General features: G+C 64.3%; 22 protein-coding genes. 11 read left to right on the top strand and 11 right to left on the bottom strand.

Annotated features, from left to right (window positions below; translation table 11 throughout):
* Positions 1-14 precede the first annotated feature (14 nt).
* Complete coding sequence (locus tag AC0L3X_RS05180) at positions 15-1,259, top strand: threonine ammonia-lyase (RefSeq protein WP_354131567.1); 1,245 nt, start codon at positions 15-17, stop codon at positions 1,257-1,259.
* A 13-nt stretch (positions 1,260-1,272) separates the two neighbouring features.
* Here AC0L3X_RS05180 and AC0L3X_RS05175 read toward each other — a convergent pair whose 3' ends face one another.
* Positions 1,273-2,451, bottom strand: a complete 1,179-nt coding sequence (locus AC0L3X_RS05175) for an aminotransferase class V-fold PLP-dependent enzyme (RefSeq protein ID WP_441256409.1) — start codon at positions 2,449-2,451, stop codon at positions 1,273-1,275.
* A 202-nt stretch (positions 2,452-2,653) separates the two neighbouring features.
* Between AC0L3X_RS05175 and AC0L3X_RS05170 the strand changes: the two genes are divergently transcribed.
* From AC0L3X_RS05170 to AC0L3X_RS05150, 5 genes are all read left to right on the top strand, one after another.
* A complete protein-coding gene (locus AC0L3X_RS05170) occupies positions 2,654-3,610 on the top strand; it encodes a LysR family transcriptional regulator (protein WP_354131565.1) in 957 nt (318 codons plus the stop codon).
* Between the two features lie 113 nt (positions 3,611-3,723).
* Entirely contained in the window at positions 3,724-4,917 is a 1,194-nt protein-coding gene (locus tag AC0L3X_RS05165) for a CaiB/BaiF CoA transferase family protein (protein ID WP_354131564.1), read from the top strand.
* Entirely contained in the window at positions 4,914-5,855 is a 942-nt protein-coding gene (locus tag AC0L3X_RS05160) for a hydroxymethylglutaryl-CoA lyase (RefSeq protein ID WP_354131563.1), read from the top strand. The genes AC0L3X_RS05165 and AC0L3X_RS05160 overlap by 4 nt, the downstream gene beginning before the upstream one ends.
* A gap of 39 nt (positions 5,856-5,894) precedes the next feature.
* Positions 5,895-7,103, top strand: coding sequence for an MFS transporter (locus AC0L3X_RS05155; RefSeq protein ID WP_354131562.1), 1,209 nt, complete (start codon positions 5,895-5,897; stop codon positions 7,101-7,103).
* A 247-nt stretch (positions 7,104-7,350) separates the two neighbouring features.
* Positions 7,351-7,824, top strand: a complete 474-nt coding sequence (locus tag AC0L3X_RS05150; RefSeq protein ID WP_354131561.1) for a VOC family protein — start codon at positions 7,351-7,353, stop codon at positions 7,822-7,824.
* A gap of 12 nt (positions 7,825-7,836) precedes the next feature.
* On the opposite strand, the gene AC0L3X_RS05145 is transcribed toward AC0L3X_RS05150, so the two are convergent.
* The 4 genes from AC0L3X_RS05145 to AC0L3X_RS05130 form a co-directional block, all read right to left on the bottom strand.
* The gene (locus AC0L3X_RS05145) at positions 7,837-8,400 is read right to left on the bottom strand and encodes a CAP domain-containing protein (RefSeq protein ID WP_354131560.1); all 564 of its coding nucleotides are present in this window, start codon (positions 8,398-8,400) and stop codon (positions 7,837-7,839) included.
* A gap of 91 nt (positions 8,401-8,491) precedes the next feature.
* Positions 8,492-9,586: an AMP-binding enzyme gene (locus AC0L3X_RS05140; protein ID WP_354131559.1), complete on the bottom strand. Its 1,095-nt coding sequence runs from the start codon at positions 9,584-9,586 to the stop codon at positions 8,492-8,494.
* Positions 9,587-9,593: 7 nt separating this feature from the next.
* Entirely contained in the window at positions 9,594-11,021 is a 1,428-nt protein-coding gene (trmFO, locus tag AC0L3X_RS05135; protein ID WP_354131558.1) for a methylenetetrahydrofolate--tRNA-(uracil(54)-C(5))-methyltransferase (FADH(2)-oxidizing) TrmFO, read from the bottom strand.
* A gap of 126 nt (positions 11,022-11,147) precedes the next feature.
* The gene (locus AC0L3X_RS05130; RefSeq protein ID WP_007590701.1) at positions 11,148-11,300 is read right to left on the bottom strand and encodes a DUF1127 domain-containing protein; all 153 of its coding nucleotides are present in this window, start codon (positions 11,298-11,300) and stop codon (positions 11,148-11,150) included.
* A 640-nt stretch (positions 11,301-11,940) separates the two neighbouring features.
* Between AC0L3X_RS05130 and AC0L3X_RS05125 the strand changes: the two genes are divergently transcribed.
* Positions 11,941-12,267 carry a hypothetical protein gene (locus tag AC0L3X_RS05125; RefSeq protein ID WP_354131557.1) on the top strand — a complete coding sequence of 109 codons (327 nt, stop codon included), beginning with the start codon at positions 11,941-11,943 and terminating at the stop codon, positions 12,265-12,267.
* Between the two features lie 60 nt (positions 12,268-12,327).
* On the opposite strand, the gene AC0L3X_RS05120 is transcribed toward AC0L3X_RS05125, so the two are convergent.
* The gene (locus tag AC0L3X_RS05120; protein ID WP_354131556.1) at positions 12,328-13,152 is read right to left on the bottom strand and encodes a lytic murein transglycosylase; all 825 of its coding nucleotides are present in this window, start codon (positions 13,150-13,152) and stop codon (positions 12,328-12,330) included.
* A 136-nt stretch (positions 13,153-13,288) separates the two neighbouring features.
* Complete coding sequence (locus tag AC0L3X_RS05115) at positions 13,289-14,197, bottom strand: DUF2189 domain-containing protein (protein WP_354131555.1); 909 nt, start codon at positions 14,195-14,197, stop codon at positions 13,289-13,291.
* A gap of 332 nt (positions 14,198-14,529) precedes the next feature.
* On the opposite strand from AC0L3X_RS05115, the gene AC0L3X_RS05110 reads away from it, so the two are divergent.
* Entirely contained in the window at positions 14,530-14,928 is a 399-nt protein-coding gene (locus AC0L3X_RS05110) for a DUF3597 domain-containing protein (RefSeq protein WP_028156132.1), read from the top strand.
* Positions 14,929-14,984: 56 nt separating this feature from the next.
* Here the strand turns inward: AC0L3X_RS05110 and AC0L3X_RS05105 are convergent, their stop codons facing one another.
* Positions 14,985-15,254, bottom strand: coding sequence for a GNAT family N-acetyltransferase (locus AC0L3X_RS05105; protein ID WP_028152356.1), 270 nt, complete (start codon positions 15,252-15,254; stop codon positions 14,985-14,987).
* 104 nt (positions 15,255-15,358) lie between these two features.
* On the opposite strand from AC0L3X_RS05105, the gene AC0L3X_RS05100 reads away from it, so the two are divergent.
* Both AC0L3X_RS05100 and AC0L3X_RS05095 read left to right on the top strand, forming a co-directional pair.
* A complete protein-coding gene (locus AC0L3X_RS05100) occupies positions 15,359-16,306 on the top strand; it encodes a tetratricopeptide repeat protein (protein ID WP_354131554.1) in 948 nt (315 codons plus the stop codon).
* Between the two features lie 170 nt (positions 16,307-16,476).
* On the top strand, positions 16,477-16,875 hold the full coding sequence (locus AC0L3X_RS05095) for an SPW repeat protein (RefSeq protein ID WP_063986354.1): 399 nt from the start codon (positions 16,477-16,479) through the stop codon (positions 16,873-16,875).
* 47 nt (positions 16,876-16,922) lie between these two features.
* Here AC0L3X_RS05095 and AC0L3X_RS05090 read toward each other — a convergent pair whose 3' ends face one another.
* The 3 genes from AC0L3X_RS05090 to AC0L3X_RS05080 all read right to left on the bottom strand — a co-directional run bounded on the left by AC0L3X_RS05090 (position 16,923) and on the right by AC0L3X_RS05080 (position 18,180).
* Positions 16,923-17,198 carry a GNAT family N-acetyltransferase gene (locus AC0L3X_RS05090; RefSeq protein ID WP_354131553.1) on the bottom strand — a complete coding sequence of 92 codons (276 nt, stop codon included), beginning with the start codon at positions 17,196-17,198 and terminating at the stop codon, positions 16,923-16,925.
* A gap of 11 nt (positions 17,199-17,209) precedes the next feature.
* Positions 17,210-17,725, bottom strand: coding sequence for a DUF3828 domain-containing protein (locus AC0L3X_RS05085; RefSeq protein WP_354131552.1), 516 nt, complete (start codon positions 17,723-17,725; stop codon positions 17,210-17,212).
* Positions 17,726-17,817: 92 nt separating this feature from the next.
* Positions 17,818-18,180, bottom strand: coding sequence for a hypothetical protein (locus tag AC0L3X_RS05080; protein WP_014495092.1), 363 nt, complete (start codon positions 18,178-18,180; stop codon positions 17,818-17,820).
* A gap of 92 nt (positions 18,181-18,272) precedes the next feature.
* Here AC0L3X_RS05080 and AC0L3X_RS05075 point away from each other — a divergent pair, with 92 nt between their 5' ends.
* Positions 18,273-18,770: a hypothetical protein gene (locus AC0L3X_RS05075; protein ID WP_354131551.1), complete on the top strand. Its 498-nt coding sequence runs from the start codon at positions 18,273-18,275 to the stop codon at positions 18,768-18,770.
* Positions 18,771-18,811: the final 41 nt, after the last annotated feature.

Raw genomic sequence — 18,811 nt, 5'->3', positions numbered from 1 at the left:
CTCTATGCTGTCCTATGGCTGAATTGTCCGAAAATACGTCCTCCAATCTCAGCGGCTTGCCGGTCGCTCTGGGCGACATTCATGCCGCCGCCGACACCATCCGCGGCGCCGTCGTCGAGACGCCGTGTAGCTACAGCCGCACGCTGAGCAACATCTGCGGTTGCGACATCTGGCTGAAATTCGAAAACCTCCAGTTCACCTCCTCGTTCAAGGAGCGGGGTGCGCTCAACCGGCTCACCGCGCTGACGCCGGAGGAGCGTGCGCGCGGCGTCATCGCGATGTCGGCGGGCAACCATGCGCAGGGCGTCGCCTATCACGCCAAGCGGCTCGGCATTCCCGCCACCATCGTCATGCCGGTCGGCACGCCCATGGTGAAGGTCGAGAACACCAAGCACCACGGCGCCGAAGTGGTGGTGACGGGCGCGACGCTGGAGGAGGCGGCCGCGTATGCGCGCAGCCATGGCGAGGCCCGCGGCATGATCTTCGTGCACCCCTACGACGACCCGCTCGTCATCGCGGGGCAGGGCACTGTCGGGCTCGAGATGCTGAAGGCGGTGCCGGAGCTCGATACGCTGGTGGTCCCGATCGGCGGCGGCGGCCTGATCAGCGGCATCGGCATTGCCGCGAAATCGATCAAGCCGACAGTGCGGATTCTTGGCGTCGAGGCCTGGCTCTACCCCTCGATGTACAACGCCATCCATGACGGCAATCTGCCGGCGCGCGGCGACACGCTCGCCGAAGGCATCGCGGTGAAATCGCCGGGCAAGATCACGACCGAGATCGTCCGCCGCCTCGTCGATGACATCGCGCTGGTGAACGAAGCCGAACTCGAGCGTGCGGTCGCGACCCTGATCTCGATCGAGAAGACCGTCGTCGAGGGCGCCGGCGCCGCCGGGCTTGCCGCGCTGATGTCCGATACGTCCCGCTTTGCCGGCCAGAAGGTCGGCCTCGTCCTGAGTGGCGGCAACATCGACACGCGGCTAATCGCCTCCGTTCTGACGCGTGAGCTGGCGCGCGAGGGGCGGCTGACCCAGCTGTCGCTCGACATCCCCGACAGGCCCGGACAATTGGCTGCCGTCGCCTCACTGCTGGCCGAGGCCGGCGCCAACATCATCGAGGTCTCGCATCAGCGGACCTTCTCCGACCTGCCGGCCAAGGCAACGCTGCTCCAGCTCGTCATCGAGACCCGCGACAGCGCGCATCTCGACGAGGTCATGGCCAAGCTCGGCGCATCCGGCTTGAGCGCGCGCTGTACCTGAGTGGCGCGCGCCGCTATCGCGGCGCCAAACCCGCGAGGTGGCCGATCAGCCGATCGATCTCGGCTTCCGTATTGTAGTAATGCGGGGAGGCCCGCACGACCGGCGGCAGCGAGCGGATTTCGGCATCGATACGGGTGCTCCCCGGATCTGAAGCGCCGATGGTGATGCCCGCCGCAGCGGCGCTGCTGACGATGGCGTCCGCCCCATATCCATCCAGCGTGAAGCTGACGATGGCGCCCGGTGCGCGTCCGAGGTCGCGAATGGTCACTCCGCGAACGGAGGCGAGGCCGCCGCGAAGACGGTCCGCAAGCAGTCGGCAGCGCTGCGCGATCGGGCCGAGGCCGATCGCGAGGGCATAATCGATGGCAGTGCCGAGACCGAGACGTGCCGCGTAATTGTTCTCCCATGTCTCGAAACGGCGCGCGTCGTCACGCAACCGATATTCATCGCGCGAGACCCAGGGCGCGGCGAAGTGATCGATCATCGGCGGCTCGAACCGTTGCAGCATCTCGCGGCGGACGTAGAGAAAGCCCGTGCCACGCGGGCCGCGGAGGAATTTGCGCCCCGTCGCCGACAGCATGTCACAGCCGATGGCGTCGACGTCGACCGTCATCTGGCCGACCGCCTGACAGGCGTCGAGCAGATAGGGAATCCCGTGCGCCCGCGCGATCTTGCCGATCGCCGCCGCGGGATTGACCAATCCGCCATTGGTCGGAACCCAGGTGATGGCGATCAGCTTCACGCGCTCGTCGATCATGCGCTCGAGCGCGTGGACGTCGAGCTCGCCGCTGGCATCGCTCGGCACCACATCGATGATCGCGCCCGTGCGCCTTGCGACCTGAAGAAACGCGACGTAGTTCGCAGCGTATTCCGCTTCGGCGGTCAGGATCCGATCGCCCTGGCGAAACGGAAGCGCGTAGAACGCCATCTGCCAGGCAATTGTCGCGTTCTCCATGAGGGCGATCTCGTCGGGGCCGGCATTCAGCAGGCGCGCTACGGAGCCGTAGACCGCATCGAGCCGGTCGGACTCGCGGTCGGCAGCGGCATAACCTCCGATCTCGCTCTCCAGGTCGATGTGGTCCTTCATTGCCGCGACGACGGCAGTTGGCATGAGGGCCGCGCCGGCATTGTGGAGATAAGCGAGGCGGAAGGCGGCCGGGGTGTCGGAACGTATCCGGTCGATGTCGATCAAGTGCTGGTCTCCGCCTCTGCTGTCCCGATCCCAAGAATTAGGCGCGTTGACGAGCGCGAGCAAGTTCATGTGAAGCTTGGAACAAAATGCCTGATTATTGCCTCGTCTTGGTATCGGATTCCAAATCGGCGGCCTTTCTCCCCGGATTTTGAGAAACCCGGTGACTTCGAACGCTATATCTTCCCGGATCGGGAAACAGACCATGCAAGAGAAGACGCAATCCCGCTCAATGACCGGGACGCTCAGGACCAACATCACCCGACGGATCGACCTCACGACGCTCAGGTTGTTCATCGCCATCTGTGAGGAAGGCAATTTGACGCGCGCCTCACAGCGCGAGGCGATCGCGCCCTCTGCTGTCAGCAAGCGCATGCATGATCTCGAGGAGGTGCTCGAGGTCGCGCTGTTCGAGCGGCATCCGAACGGCATGGCGCTGACGCCGGCCGGTGAATCGCTGCTGCATCATGCGCGCGTGACGCTGCTCAACGTCGAGAAGATCGCCGTCGACATGGCCGAGCATGCGCGCGGCGTGCGCGGGCATGTGCGGATGCTGGCCAATCTGTCGTCGATCGTCGAATTCCTTCCCGACGATCTGCCCGGCTTCTTTCGCTCACACGAGCTGGTGCGGCTCGATCTGCAGGAGCGCCCCAGCGCCGATGTCGTTCGCGGCGTCGAGGAGGGCGTCGCCGAAATCGGCATCTGCTCGGCAGACGTTTCGACGCGCGGGCTGGAGCGGTTCTCCTATCGGCGAGACCGCCTCGTCATCGTGGTGCGCACGGATCATCCGCTTGCGTCGGCAAGAGACGTTTCGTTCGCCGACACACTCGACTACGACCATGTCGGCCTGTTTGCGACCAGCTCGATCTATCTGCGCTCGCAATACACCGCGCAGCAGATCGGCAAGTCGATCCGGTTGCGAGTCCACGTCCCGGGTTTTGATGCGGTGTGCCGGATGGTGCAGGCCGGCATGGGCATCGGCCTCATTCCCGACCGTGCGTTCCAGGTTCTCAGTCACGGCATGAATCTGACGGCCGTCGAGTTGAGCGACGACTGGGCCGATCGCGAACTGGTGCTGGTAGCCAGGGATCCCGCGGGATTGTCGGCGACGAGCCAGTTGATGCTCGATCATCTGCGATCGCCCGGAACCAAACCTCACTGATGCCGCCCTTCGTGTCGTTCGTCATCCGCGAACGCGTGTTCATCAAAGGGTATTGGACTTAGGGCCCTGCGCTCGGCGACACCACGATCAAAGACGATCGAGGAGCGCCAGACGTGGACGGACCATTATCCGGAATACGAGTCGTCGAACTCGGAACTTTGATCGCGGCACCATTTGCCGCGCGGCTCTTTGCTGAGTTCGGCGCCGAAGTCATCAAGATCGAACAGCCGGGCAGCGGGGATCCGTTGCGCAGATGGCGTAAGCTGCATCAGGGCACCTCGCTCTGGTGGTACCTGCAATCCCGCAACAAGAAGTCGATCGCGATCGATCTGAAATCGCCTGACGGGCGGGACGTGGCGCTTCGGCTGGCCGCGCAAGCCGACGTCGTGATCGAGAATTTCAAGCCAGGGAGCCTCGAGAAACTCGGCCTCGGCTGGGACGTGCTCTCAAAGCTCAATCCGGACCTGACACTGGTCCGCATCTCCGGCTACGGGCAGACCGGCCCTTACCGCGATCGCTCCGGGTTCGGCGCGATCGGCGAGGCCATGGGCGGGCTGCGCTTCACCACCGGCGATCCCGACAGCCCGCCGGCCCGGGTCGGCATCAGTATCGGCGACAGCCTTGCGTCGCTTCATGGCGTGATCGGCGCGCTGATGTCGCTGCTCCGAGTCAAGACAGGGCAGGGGCGAGGGCAGGTGGTCGACGTCTCGCTCTACGAGAGCGTGTTCAACCTGATGGAGAGTCTCGTCCCCGAATATGACCTCATGGGTCATGTCAGGACCCGCACCGGCGGCGCCCTGCCGGGCATCAGTCCATCCAATACATATCCCAGCTCCGACGGGCGCCATGTCGTGATCGCCGGCAACAGCGACGCGATCTTCAAGCGCTTGATGCTGGTCATCGGGCGTCCGGACCTTGCCGACGATCCGGCCCTTGCCAGCAATGACGGACGTGTCCGCGGCAACGACTTGCTCGATGCTGCCATCGCGGCATGGACCTCGGAGCGAACGATGGACGAGATCCTCGCACGTCTCGATGCGGCGGATGTTCCTGCAGGCCGGATCTATTCTGTCGCGGACATCGTCGAGGACCCCCATTACGCCGCCCGCGACATGATCCTGTCGACCGAGCTGCCGGGCGACGTCACCGTAAAGATGCCGGGCATCGCGCCGAAGCTCTCCGACACCCCGGGCGTAGTCAAATGGCCTGGCCCCACGCTGGGACAGCATACCGACGAGGTGCTCGCGGGCCTCGGCTTGCAGGCAGGCGATATCGCGCAGCTGCGCCGCAGCGGAGCGGTGCAATGACGGCAACGCCACCGGACATCCTGATCCAGGAGGTCGCTCCGCGCGACGGCCTTCAGATCGAAGCGAAATTGGTCGAAACCAGCGAAAAAATCCGGCTGATCAATTCGCTCTCTGCGATCGGCTTCAGTCGCATTGAGGTCTCGTCGTTCGTGTCAGCGGCGGCCGTGCCGTCGCTGCGCGACGCCGCGGACGTCTTCGCTGGCATCGAGCGGCGGCCCGGTACGATCTATGCGGCGCTGATCCCGAACCGGAAGGGCGCCGAGCTGGCGCTGGCCGCACGCGCCGACGAGCTCAATTTCGTGATGTCGGCGAGTGAAACGCACAACCGCGCGAACATGAACATGACGCATGCGGTGTCGCTGGCGTCGCTCGGCGAGATCGTGAAGCCGGCCCATGCAGGCGGCGCGTTGGTCAACGCGACGGTTGCGACCGCGTTCGGCTGTCCGTTCGAAGGCCTGCAGCCTCTCGAGAAGGTGCTCGATATCGTCAAGCGCTATCTCGATCTCGGGGTCGACGGCGTCACGCTCGCCGATACCACGGGCATGGCCAATCCCAAGCAGGTTTCGCAGCTGGTTGCCGAGGTCTTGATGCTGGTCCATGCGGACATGCTCACGCTTCACTTCCACAACACGCGCGGTCTTGGGCTGGTTAACGTCCTCGCGGCCTATGACACCGGCGCGCGCCGCTTTGACGCCGCGCTGGGCGGCCTCGGCGGATGTCCATTTGCGCCGGGCGCCACCGGCAATGTCTGTACCGAAGACCTCGTCAATCTCTGCCACGAGACGGGCCTGCGAACCGGTCTCGATCTGCAGCGCTTGATCGATCTCTCGTTCCGATTGCCTGGACTGGTCGGACACGAGGTGCCGGGGCAGGTCGCCAAGGCCGGCCGTCCCCTCGATCTGCATCCCATACCCGAGCGGCTGCGACGCTCGGGCTGAGCGACCACGATCAAAATTCAAAACACATTGGAGGAAACCATGACGATTGCCACGGCGGCGACTGCCGACCTCGATACTGGACTCACAGAGCATCAGGTTATCAAGAAGATTGCGTGGCGGCTGATGCCGCTGATCATCGTCTGCTACTTCTTTGCGTTCTTCGACCGCGTCAACATCAGCTTCGCCAAGGCTGCGCTCCAGGCCGATCTCGGCCTCAGCAACACAGCCTACGGATTTGGCGCCAGCCTGTTCGTCGTTGGTTACGTCCTGCTGGAAGTGCCGAGCAACATGCTGCTCTACCGCTTCGGCGCGCGGCGCTGGATCGCCCGCATCATGATTTCCTGGGGGCTGGCGACGGCAGCGATGGTCTTCGTTCATAGCGAGTGGCAGTTCTATGCGCTGCGCTTCGTGATCGGCGCCATGGAGGCGGGATTTGCGCCCGGCATTCTCTATTACCTGACACTCTGGTTTCCAAAATCGCATCGCGGCCGCATGACGTCCGTGTTTTTTCTCGCCACTGCATTCTCGGGGATCATCGGCGCACCGATCTCGGGTCTCATCCTCAACTACCTGAACGGGCTGCACGGTCTGGCCGGTTGGCAATGGCTGTTTCTGGCCGGCGGCATTCCCTGCGTTGCGCTGGGCTTCGTCGTGCTGCTGCGCTTCGACGACGGGATCGAGCACGCCGAATGGTTGAGCGACGACGAGCGCCGGTTGATCTCGGTTCAGCTGGACCGCCAGAAGAACGAGATCGGCGAGCATTCGGCATGGCGATCGCTGCTCATGCCCGGCGTGCTGCTGCTCGGATTCATCTACTTCCTGATCCAGATCGCCTCCTACGGCCTCAATTTCTGGGCGCCCGACCTGATCAAGGCGGCTGGGGGCGGAAGCGCGGCTGCGATCGGCTTCCTGACCGCCGTTCCCTACATCTGCGGCGCCATCTGCATGATCATCGTGGGGCGATTGTCGGATGCATCGGGTGAGCGCCCGAAATTTGTCGCAGCCTTGATTCTGACCGCGGCCGTGGGCTTCTTCGCGTCTGGTGCATTCGACAGGAATGTCGTCACGCTGGTTGGCGCGCTTGCCATTCTTGGTGCGGCGTGGTTGCGGCCATTCCGACATTCTGGACGCTGCCTCCGAAAATTCTCACCGGTGCGGGGGCGGCGAGCGGGATCGCACTCATCAATACGCTGGGGCAGGTCGGCGGCATCGTCAGCCCGGTCATGGTTGGCTCGGTCAAGGATGTGACCGGCAGCACGACGCCGGCGCTCTATGTCATTGGCGGCTTGTGCGTGCTCTGTGCGTTGCTGCTGCTGACGGTGCTTCCGCGAGACCTGAAAGCCAGGGACGTGGCGGAACCCCGGGTCGCATAGGCCGCGGCATTGGCGCGCCTTGGTGAGGCGCATTCAAGAGGGTATCTAGGCGAAAGACATCACACCGCCGTCCATTCTCAATGGATGGCGGTGTGATGGCCCGGAACCGAAGGGGACGCGCAATGGCGAAGAACACGATTTGCCTCTGGTACGACAAAGACGCCGAGGCGGCTGCCCGCTTCTATGCCGAGACGTTCCCCGACAGCGCAGTGAGCGCCGTCCATCACGCGCCCAGCGATTACCCCTCCGGCAGGGCGGGCGATGTGCTGACCGTCGAGTTCACCGTGGCCGGCGTCGCCTGTCTCGGCCTCAACGGCGGTCCGATTTTCAAGCATAACGAGGCCTTCTCGTTCCAGATCGGCACCGACGATCAGGAGGAGACCGACCGCTACTGGAACGCCATCATCGGCAATGGCGGGCAGGAGAGCGCCTGCGGCTGGTGCAAGGACAGATGGGGCCTCTCTTGGCAGATCACGCCGCGGGTGTTGACCGAGGCACTGGCGGCCGGCGGTGCCGAGGCAAAGCGCGCCTTCGATGCAATGATGGGGATGACGAAGATCGATGTCGCCGCGATCGAGGCCGCGCGCCGCGGCTGAAATTATCTCGCCTCAGATACAGAGGCCGAGCAGCTTGACGTGGCAGCCGCTGGATTTGGGCTTGCTGGCGGGCGCGGCCTCGCGCTTCACGGCAACCAGCGGCTCCTCGTCCTTCTTGCCTTTACCTTTGCCCTTGCCCTTCGGCTCGTAGTCGCCCGCGATCACCATGGCCCAATAGGTTCGCTTGCCGCTGGCATTCTTCGCGCTGGCGATGCCAACGCGCGAGGCGTTGTGCAGCAGCAGGTTCTTGCGATGCCCGGACGAGTCGATCCACTGTCCCAGCGTTTTCTCGAAATTGTCGTAGCCATAGGCGATGTTCTCGGCGGCGCGGCCCGCGCCGGCCGGTGCGACGCGCCGGTTGAACGGGCCGAGCGCGTCGTGGCTGAGGTCGTCCTTCGCCGCCATCGCGCGGGCCTGGTCCATGGCGATGCGGTCGAGGGTTGAATCGCGGACGACGCGGACCTCGCCGTTCTTGAGGCGAAAGCCGGAGATCAGCTCGGCCGGGGAGTCGGCCATCGCGGGTGCAGCTGCAAGCAGCAGAAGGCCAGCGATCACGCCGCCAACCACACGATGCATCATCATCCCCCGAATGCCCATGACCCGCCGCCCGAATGATCCGATCGGTTCTCTATCGCCAATGTGGACGCTTCAAGGCGCGCGCAGCCCGTCAGCTCGCCGGCAGGTCCGCCTCGAAATTGAAGCGGTCGCGCAGGTTTTTCCGTTGTTCCAAGATGTCCTTGAGGAAGGCGCGGTCCTGGTCATTCTTCATCATCGGCTCGATCAGGTCGAGCTGGTTCATGGCGACCAGTTGCAGGATCTCGGTCCGCGGCTTGCCGCTGGTATCGCGGGGCAGCGCGTGCACGACCTGGATGTGCTCCGGCGGCTTGGGACCCTTGGCGGCCGAAAGCTGGCTGCGAAGCTCGCCTTCAAGCGTGGCCTGATCGGCCTCGACGAAGGCATAGAGCCCGACGCCGGAGCGGCGGTCGGCGAAGGCGACGATGGCGGTGTCGCGCACGGCCGGGTTCTTGCGGATCAGCTCGGCCAGCACCGGCGCGTCGTTGACCAGCCGGCGGCCGCCGCCCTCGCGGTCGGTGAAGTTGAACAGGCCGCGCGTGATCGCGCGATAGACCTTCTTGCCGGTCGCGAGCCACAGGCTGGCGGCGAATGATTTCTTCGCCAGGATTTTTCGCTCGCGCGGCGTCAGCGCCTCGGGTGCATAGGAACGCTTGTGCTTGAGCAGATGCCGCAGGTCCTCGTAGGCGAGGATGCGGTAGAGCCGGCCACGTCGGTTGAAGCAGGCCGCGAGCTGGAAGTCGGTCACGTAGGCGCGGCCGTCGCGGCCGACCAGCCAGTTCTGCTCCTTGGCGAGATCGTTGTGGCAGATGCCGGCGCGGCGCAGCCGGCGTAGCGCCGCCTTGGCCGAGCGGAAATAGGCGAGGTCGCCATGCGGCTTGGCGAGATGGAGCGCGACGCCGTCGACAAAGCCGCGCACGAGCGCCCGGCGACCGGCCCACAGCAAATCGGGGCCGACATTGAGACCTTTGGCCAGCGCCAGCGCGTGCTTCTCACGCGCGAACAGGTGGCGCGCCAGGGGAAATGACCACCACGGCACTTCGTCGAGCCGGCGCAGCACGGCGTCGACCTCGCCGCTGTCCCCGCGGAAGCGGCCGCGCTCGACGGTCGAGAACACGTCGCGCTTGAGCAGCACGCCCTCGGTCCAGCGCGCCGACAGTGTCGCGGCGTCGTCTTTGGGAAGACTCATCGGAAACTCACGCGGCTGCGGCGATGCGCAGGTGATCGGCGATCCAGCGATCGAGATCGGCGAGTGCCAGCGCGCTCATCGCCTGCTTCTTGGCCACCGTCTTCTCGTTGCCGCGCAGGCGCGTGCCGTCGGGCTTCTTCGTCGGCGCGCTCGCGAGCGGCGGGAACAGGCCGAAATTGATGTTCATCGGCTGGAACGAGCGCGTACCGGGCTCGATGGTCTCGATATGGCCGCCGGTGATGTGACCGAGCAGCGATCCCAGTGCCGTCGTAGCAGGCGGGCTCGCCAGTGTTTCGTCGCGCGCATCCGCTGCCGCATAGAGACCGGCGATCAGGCCGACGCTGGCGGATTCCACATAGCCCTCGCAGCCGGTCATCTGACCGGCAAAGCGCAGCCGCGGCTGCGCGCGCAACCGCAGCTGGCCGTCGAGCAGCTTTGGCGAGTTGAGGAAGGTGTTGCGATGCAGGCCGCCGAGGCGGGCGAATTCGGCCTTCTGCAGCCCCGGAATGCTGCGGAAGATGCGTTGCTGCTCGCCGTATTTCAGCTTCGTCTGGAATCCGACGATGTTGTAGAGTGTGCCGAGCTTGTTGTCCTGGCGCAGCTGCACGATCGCGTAGGCCTTCGTGGTGGGATCGTGCGGATTGGTGAGGCCGACCGGCTTCATCGGGCCGTGGCGCAACGTCTCGGGGCCGCGCTCCGCCATCACCTCGATCGGCAGGCAGCCGTCGAAATAGGGCGTGTTGGTCTCCCATTCCTTGAACTCGGTCTTCTCGCCCGCGATCAGCGCGGCGACGAAGCCGTCATACTGCTCCTTGGTCATGGGGCAGTTGATGTAGTCGGCGCCGGTGCCACCGGGGCCGACCTTGTCATAGCGCGACTGGAACCAGGCCACCGACATGTCGATCGACTCGCGATGCACGATCGGCGCGATCGCGTCGAAGAAAGCGAGCGCGTTCTCGTCGGTGAGCTCGCGAATGGCGTCGGCGAGTGGCGCGGAGGTGAGGGGCCCGGTCGCAACGATGACGTTGCTCCAATCGGCCGGCGGCAGGCCTGAAACTTCGCCGCGGGCGATCTCGATCAGGGGGTGGTCGTTGAGCGCCTTGGTGACGGCCGCCGAAAAACCGTCGCGGTCGACCGCGAGTGCGCCGCCGGCGGGCACCTGGTTGGCGTCGGCCGCGCGCATGATCAGCGAGCCGAGCCGGCGCATTTCGGCGTGCAGCAGGCCAACGGCGTTGTTGGCGGCGTCGTCCGAGCGGAACGAATTGGAGCAGACGAGCTCGGCGAGCCCATCGGTGCGGTGCGCCTCGGTCATGCGGTCCGGTCGCATCTCGTGCAGCACCACGGGCACGCCGGATTTGGCGACCTGCCAGGCGGCTTCGGAACCGGCAAGGCCAGCGCCGATCACGTGGACAATGTTGGATTGGGGTCCTGTCATGGGGCGGACAGGTAGCGCTTTTCGGCGGTCAGTGGAATCGCCGAGATGGAGTTTTCTGCCATCAGAAACGACAACGCCCGCACGAGGCGGGCGCTATCGGTTCGTCCGGTGAAGGGCTGAACGAAATCAGCCCTGGTACTGACCGGCGGCAACGCGCGGGATGTCCGAGCGATCGAGGCCGATGTCGGCCAGTTCGCGATCGCTGAGCTGGGACAGCTCGGCAACATTGCGCTGATAGTCCCGGAAAGCCTGGATCATGCGGATGAGCGAGAGCAGCATTGGTAGTCTCCTGTAGTTCGATTCAGCCCTTGCCCGGGCCTCATCGTTGAAATGAATATAGGTGAGGGTGGTGCAGTGCGAAAGTTCCGATGTTGCGATGCAGCTAAGCGCGAGGTGCATAGCGGTGGTAACGGACGATTAACCCGGGAGCACTCTCGCCCAAAGGGTAGGCGAAATAGGGAATGCTTTGCCATAAATCACCGTGAATTCACGGGTTTACTGCAAACAATCTCGTTACCGGTGAAATGGAAATAGGTAGGGTTCCAACTGTTCTCAAGGCGATCAGTCAGCGTCTGCACCCAAGTCTCGCATGCGCGAATCGCATGATAGTGGAACTATAGAGATGAATATAAATTCATTTATATGAGAGATACCACGCGACCGGATCCCACCGATCCGACTCGCTCAGGGTTGGCGGATCACCAGGCGACCGGGCATGGAGCCTGCCGAAACTCACCCTGCCTCGTTTCAGACCGCAGCCGCCTCCTTGGTGCGGTGCACACACGCCGAACGTGTGGCGTTCATTACAAGGGTGTAATGAAAATCAGAAATTTCGCATGGTGCCTCTGCGCCGCGCGCAACATCACGCAATTCTCGCGAGAAATTTATTGCGGCAAGTTGCCGCGCCCGGAGGAAAGTCATGTCGCAGATTCTGGCAATGTCGCTGGTTCTGTCACAAGAACAAGAGAAGGAAAGTAACATCATGACGAAGTTACTCGGGGTTATCGCAATTGCCGCCGTCGCGTTCGCCGTCGCGCCGGCCCAGGCTGCCAAGCACGCCATGGGCGGCTGCAGCTCGCCCAACCTGGAGAAGACGGAGACCGCGATCGAGAATATGGCCGACGGCGACAGCAAGTTCGTGGCGCAGAAGGAGATCGCGGCTGCGCAGGACGCGCTGCTCAACGGCAAAATGGGTGTGTGCGGCGCGCACCTGAACAAGGCGATGAACGCCACCATGGGGAAGTAAACGCACCAAAAGAGGGCCGATCGCCGGGCGATCGGCCCTACGCGTCCTGTCGGGCGCTATTTAAGGGGCACGTGCGAGCTGGGTCGCGAAATAGGCGACGGTCTTGGAGTAGACTTCGCTCTTGTTCCACTGCTGCAATACCGCAAAATTCGGACTGCCCGGCTGCCAATCCTTGCCGCGCTGCCAGCCGTAGCCCGCGAGATAATTGGCGGTGGAGGCGAGCACGTCGGGCGCGTTGTGCAAGAGGTCGCGTTTGCCATTGCCGTCGAAATCGACGGCGTATTTCATCCAGGACGACGGCATGAACTGGGTCTGGCCGAGCTCGCCGGCCCATGCGCCCTTCATGTCGGCGGGGGCGAGGTCGCCGCGCTGGACGATGCGCAGCGCATCCAGCAGCTCGGCACGAAACTGGTCGGAGCGACGGCAATCATAGGCCAGCGTTGCCAGCGAGCGGATGGTGGCGAACTTACCGGTGTTGACGCCGAAATCGGTCTCGAGACCCCAAATCGCGACCAGCACCTCGCCGGGCACGCCATAAGTCTGTTCGATGCGGGACAGCACCGAGCCGTACTGCTTCATCATGTTGGAGCCGCGCTGCATGCGCGGCGGCACCATGCGGCCGGAGAACTCCTCGAAGGTCTGGGTGAAGACTTTTTGCGAGCGGTCCCGGTTGAGCACGCTCTGATCGAGCGTCACGCCGGCAAGCCCGGCGGCAACGGCCTGCTGCGAGACGCCCTTGGCCGTGGCGTCGGCTTTGAAGTCCGTGAGCCAGGCGTCGAAATTGCCCGAGCCGCAGGCAACAGCGGCGAGGGCTGGCTGGGCGGTTAGGATTGACGCGGAGAGGGCGAGGGCTGCGAGAGCGAGACGAGAAATCGTCGGGGTCATCAGATGAAATGGATTCCGTGAAGTGATCTGACCGGCGGGCGCAATTTCGATTGTAACCGCGGCCAAAGCAAGGCGTATGACAAGCACGCAATCCTGCCCGAGCCGAGCCCGGGCAGGATCGCATGTCACGATATCGTCAGGCGTCCGTCCGATTGCGCCAGGGGAAGAGGTTGGCGGGGAAGTCGGCGGCCGGCTTGCGCGGGCGATGCGGCGGGGGCGGCACCGGACGTGCACCGGGCTCCGAGACGATCACCTTGCGGTAGAGGTGCCAGGTGGCGTGGCCGAGCAGGGGGATCACCACGGCAAGGCCAAGGAACGCCGGAATCGTCCCGAGCGCCAGCAGCACCGCGACGATCAGGCCCCAGGCCGCCATCGGCACCGGGTTCTTGGCGACGACGCGCAGCGACGTCACCATCGCCTCGAACGCGCCGGCATGGCGGTCGAGCATCAAGGGGAACGACACGGCGCTGATGCAGAGCGCGGCGAGCGCAAACAGGAAGCCGGTGCCGCAGCCGACCACGATCAGCCACCAGCCTTGCTGGGTCGTCAGCACGCGCGTCATGAAATCAGAGATCCCGGTCGCGCCCTCATAGCCGAACGCTGCGACATAGATCGCCTGAGCGGTCGCAACCCAGGTCACGAACAGAGCGAACAGCAGGGTGCCGAGACCGAGCATGGCGCCGAACGAAGGCGAGCGCAGCACCTCCATGGCATTCCAGGCGCTGGCCTCCTCATAACGTTCGCGCCGGCTGGAGAGCTCATAGAGACCGAGCGCGGCGAACGGGCCGATCAGCGCGAAGCCTGCGGCCAGTGGGAACAACAGCGGCAGCACCGAATAGCCCATCACCGCACGGGCGAGCACGAGGCCCAGCACCGGATAGATCACGCAGAGGATGATGGCGTGGCTCGGCACCGCCTTGAAATCTTCCCAGCCGCGCCTGAGCGCGTCGTGCAGATCGGACAGTTGGATGGTTCGGATCACCGGTCCAGCCGCATCCGCGGGCTGGGCCACAGTGGGGACATTGCCCGGGTAGAGTGTGGCCATGGTCGCTAGCTCCCTTGCCATGCAGCCGAATTCGGCGCCGGCAACGGCGCAAGCGGCCGCTTTTCTGAGTTTCGCGATTCCGGCCAGACGCGAATTCCGGACGTCATCGCGAACTGAAAGTGGAGCGTACGCCCATTTCCGAGTCCTGTCCCACACGCTTGGTTGAGATTCGATGCCGCACCGCAACCTCAACGATGTCATTCGGTCGTCATTTCGCCGCAGATAAGCTGATGCTGGTTGTCGGTTCGCAGAACTTCGCGGGCGTAACGCCGTAACTTCGTTTATAAGTGCCACTCAAGGCCCTTCCAACGGATCCTTTTCGGGGAGAAGACATGAGCATTTTCGGGAAAATCATGGGCGCGATCTTCGGCAGCCATCCGGCTTCCGCCGCGCCCGCAGGTGGCGCACCCTCGGGTAGCGCACCCGCCAGCGCCGCGCCGGGCGGATCGGCGCCTGCTGCCGCGCCGATGGCAACCGTGGACGTTGCGGCCATCGTCGACAAGCTGGTCGCTGCCCAGAAGGAGAAGCTGGAATGGCGCACCTCGATCGTCGACCTCATGAAGGCGCTCGACATCGACTCCAGCCTTGCCGCGCGTAAGGACCTCGCCAAGGAGCTCGGCTACAGCGGTGACATGAACGACTCGGCGAGCATGAACGTCTGGCTGCACAAGCAGGTGATGTCCAAGCTGGCCGCCAATGGCGGCAAGCTGCCGCCGGAGATCAAGCACTGACCGATTGCTCGGTCGTAAGCCAGGGGGGCCCGCGATCTCGCGGGCCCCTTTTGCATTCAGGCGACGAGGTCTGCTTCCTCCGGATGCCTGTCGAGATAGTCGACGACGAAGCCACAGCCGGCGATCACCTTCTTGCCGTCGCGGCGGATCAAGTCCAGCGCACCCTTGATCAGCTCGGACGCAATGCCGCGGCCGCGTAGCGCGCGCGGCGTCTCGGTATGGGTGATGATCACGGCCGACGGCGTCAGCCGGTAATTGGCGAAGGCGATTTCGTTGCCCGCATCGAGCTCGAAGCGACTCCTGTCCTTGTTGTCCCGTACCGCCATGCCAGATCCCTTCGAAGCGCTGCGTGTTCTCTGATCTAGGCGCCTGAACCGGCCCTTGCCAAGGTGCGACCAAGGGAGGTTGCCGCAGGGGAGATATCCGGAAAATGCGTGTCCCGCTCAGCCTCCTGGCGCTGCTTGCGGCGCTCGTCTCGACCGCGCCGGTGTCGGCTGCGGCCGAAGGCGCCCCGGCCTGGGAGGCCTGCGTCGGGCTGACCAGCACGCCGGACGAGCGGATCAAAGCCTGCTCGACCGTGATCGATACCAGGAGCGAGAGCGGGCAGAGACTCGCCGGCGCCTATTGCAATCGCGGCCATGGGCTCACCGAGAAACGCGAACTCGACGCCGCGCTGTCCGATCTCGACGAGGCAGTCCGGCTCGATCCCGGCTATGCCTGCGCCTACAACAATCGCGGCCGCGTCTACAGCTTCAAGCGCGATTACGATCGCGCCATCGCCGAATACGACCAGGCCATCAAGCTCGATCCGTCGCTGGCGCTGGCCTACAGCAATCGCGGGGAAGCCCGTTTCAACAAGGGCGACCTCGACGGCGCCATTGCCGATTTCGACGCGGCGATCAAGCGCGATCCCAACTATGTCACCGCCTACGCCGACCGCGGCTTCGTCTACGCCCGCAAGCACGACACGGCGCATGCGCTTGCCGACTACAGCATGCGGATCAAGCTTGCACCGGATCTGATTGCCTATATCGACCGCGGCAACGTCTACCGCGACAGCGAGCAGTTCGATCGGGCCGCCGCCGACTACGGCGAGGCGATCCGCGTCGCGCCGACCGACGCACGCGGCTGGCGCAATCGCGGCATGATCCGGCTCTATCGGGGCGACAACAAGGGCGGCCTCGCCGACTACGACAAGGCGCTGCAATACGATCCCTCCGACGTGTTCTCCTGGAACAACCGCGGCCAGGCCAGGCTGCGCCTCGGCGATAGGCAGGGCGCGATTGCCGATTTCCGGAAGGCGCTGGAATTGCGTCCAAGCCTGCCGTCCGCCCGTGATGCACTGCAGAAGCTCGGGGCGCTGACGCGTGAGCCATAATTGGCTCGCTGTTTCGCTTGCAAAAACACTGGTCAGTCTTGCAATCGTGCTCCCGGTTCCCCACGTGTTTCTTCAGGACATACGCCCGAATGCGGCCGGCACGGTCGCTAGACATTCGGAGTGTCATGATCGCCAGCCGCTGACGTATGCTTCTTTTGGAGGAGGGTACGATGTCGGACTTTAGTTTCATCAAGACTCATCGAACATGGGAAGATTGGTGCGGGATGCTGCTCGGCGCGCTGATTGTCGCATCGCCGTGGTTCCCCATCCAGGATCACTCGCCGATCGTCGAACGCCAGACGATGATCCTGAACACGGTCGCAATCGGCCTCGTCGTATTTGGCCTGAGCCAGCTCGAATATGTCGCGTTGCAGCGCTGGCAGGAGGTGGCGACGATCCTGGTCGGGCTCTGGCTCATCGTCTCGCCCTATGTGTTCGGCTATTCCGGCGAAGGTTTTCTCCGGATCTACCATACGAGTCTGGGAGCGGTGGCGGTGATCCTCGGCGTGCTCCAGCTGTGGCAGGACTGGGATCTGAGTGACCAGGATATGCTGAAGCATGGGCAATAGGCGGTAGATTTGAGCAGGCCTGCCGCGCGCTCGGCGGCCTGCGCTCGCTATCTCTTCACCAAATCCGCATACTCCGGATGTTTCTCGATCCACGCCTTCACGAACGGGCATTGCGGGATCAGTTGCAAGCCGGCCGCGCGGACCCGGTCGAGCGCGCCTTGCACCAGCTTCGAGCCGACGCCCTTGCCACCGAGCTCGTTCGGCACGTCGGTATGCTCGAAGGTGATGACGTTGCCGTCGAGCTTGTAGTGTTCAGTCGCGAGATGGCCCTCCACCTCCAGCTCGAAGCGATGATCGGCCTTGTTATCGATGACGTCGCTCATGGTGTCTCCCGTCAGGTCTTCAACGAGTCCGTCAGCATCTTGCGGATCGACCAGGCCTCGCCGTCGGACGATCCCTTGATGTCGTCAATCCGCCAGCTGTTGGCCTCGCGCACGAAGTCATAGCGCACGATCTGGTCGGCGGGTTTGCGGTCGTTGCGGTGGCCGGTGATGGTCACCGCGATCGTCGCCTTGTCGGCCTCCACCTTCTCCGCATCAACCTTGAAGGATTTCACGTCCGGTTCCTGCGAGTTGGTGACGGGATCGAAATCGACCGGCCCGACATCGCCCTTCGGCGTATGCGCATCCGCCTTGGCCCACAGCGCGACCAGCGCCCTCGAGAGATATTTTGTTTTGGCCGCCTTGTTCTCGATGACGAAGGCGCCGCCGCCATCGCCTTTGCCCTTGGCTGCGCGCGTGTAGATGGCGGTCAGGATCGCGACGGGGTCGCTGGAGGCAGGCATCACGGCGAACGCCGGGGAGGCGGTGGCAAGCAGAGAGGCGGCGACGAAGGTCCGACGGGTGACCATGAAATGTCCCTGAGATAGTGACGTGCGACCGCAGGGCCGGCGCGGCCGGCGTCAGCGCGTATCTCTGTAGACCGATGGAGCGGCCGCTCGGTTCAATCGGTCGCTTTGGCGAGCCTGGAATCTTCAGATTGCGGCTGCGGGCGGAGGCAACCCTGGCAGATGACGAGGGAGCGGGTGACCTTGGCGTCCTGCTCGGCCTCGATGCCGTCCTGGGCCTGCCACCATTCCTTCGAATAGGGCTGAAGTCCGGCTTGCGACCTGTTGCGCTCGGAGCCAGCGTCGGCGCGGGTGGCACGCGGAGCCCCGGAACGTGGCTGGTTGGGATCCTCGCCGGCGCCGTCCCAGGCATAGCGCGCAGGCTTGAAGGCGGGGTCAGCGGAGAGGTGCGCCTGAGGCGCCACGGCACATCCGGCGAGCGCCAGCGACAACAGGAGGAAGGCGGGCGCTTTGACCATGATGCGGCACTCTGTACGCGAGAACTGGCTGAGGTTGCGCCGATCATGTTTAAAATTCCCTGAACGGTCGCGGCCGCCGGCGACAAACGCGAATGCGATATCGGATCCTCCTGCTCACACTGCTCGCCACCGCTGCGCGCGCCGACGATGCAAAGCCGTTCAATCCCTCCGATTATCCGCCCGGCGTGCAGCAGGCTCTGCGCTACGCCAATGAGGAATGCGACAGCCAGGATGGTGGCCTGGTGACCTTCGCGCCGGACACCGTGCGCAAGATCGATCTGACTGGCGACGGCCGCGAGGACTACATCGTCGATTTCCGCGACACCAAATGCGGGGAGCGCGAGACCACCTATTGCGGAACCGGCGGCTGCGTCATGCACGTCCTGGTGACTCTGCCCGATGGCGGCGTGCGCCCCGTGTTCGACGGTTATGTCCGCAGCTACAAGATTTTGCCGCAGCCGATGAAGCGCGGCGCGGCGCGCACCATTCGCTTCGATCTGCACGGCAGCTATTGCGGCGGTTTCGGTGCGCAGGCCTGCTGGAAGGAGAAGGCCATCACGGCGACGCCGTTTGCGTTCAAGCAGCCGTAGGGCAGATGCGCGACCGGCGGCCTTGCTACACCGCATTCGAT

Source organism: Bradyrhizobium sp. MI1.7 (assembly GCF_055811795.1).
The sequence above is the reverse complement of the archived record's forward strand: the minus strand, read 5'-3'. Positions and strand labels throughout refer to the sequence as shown.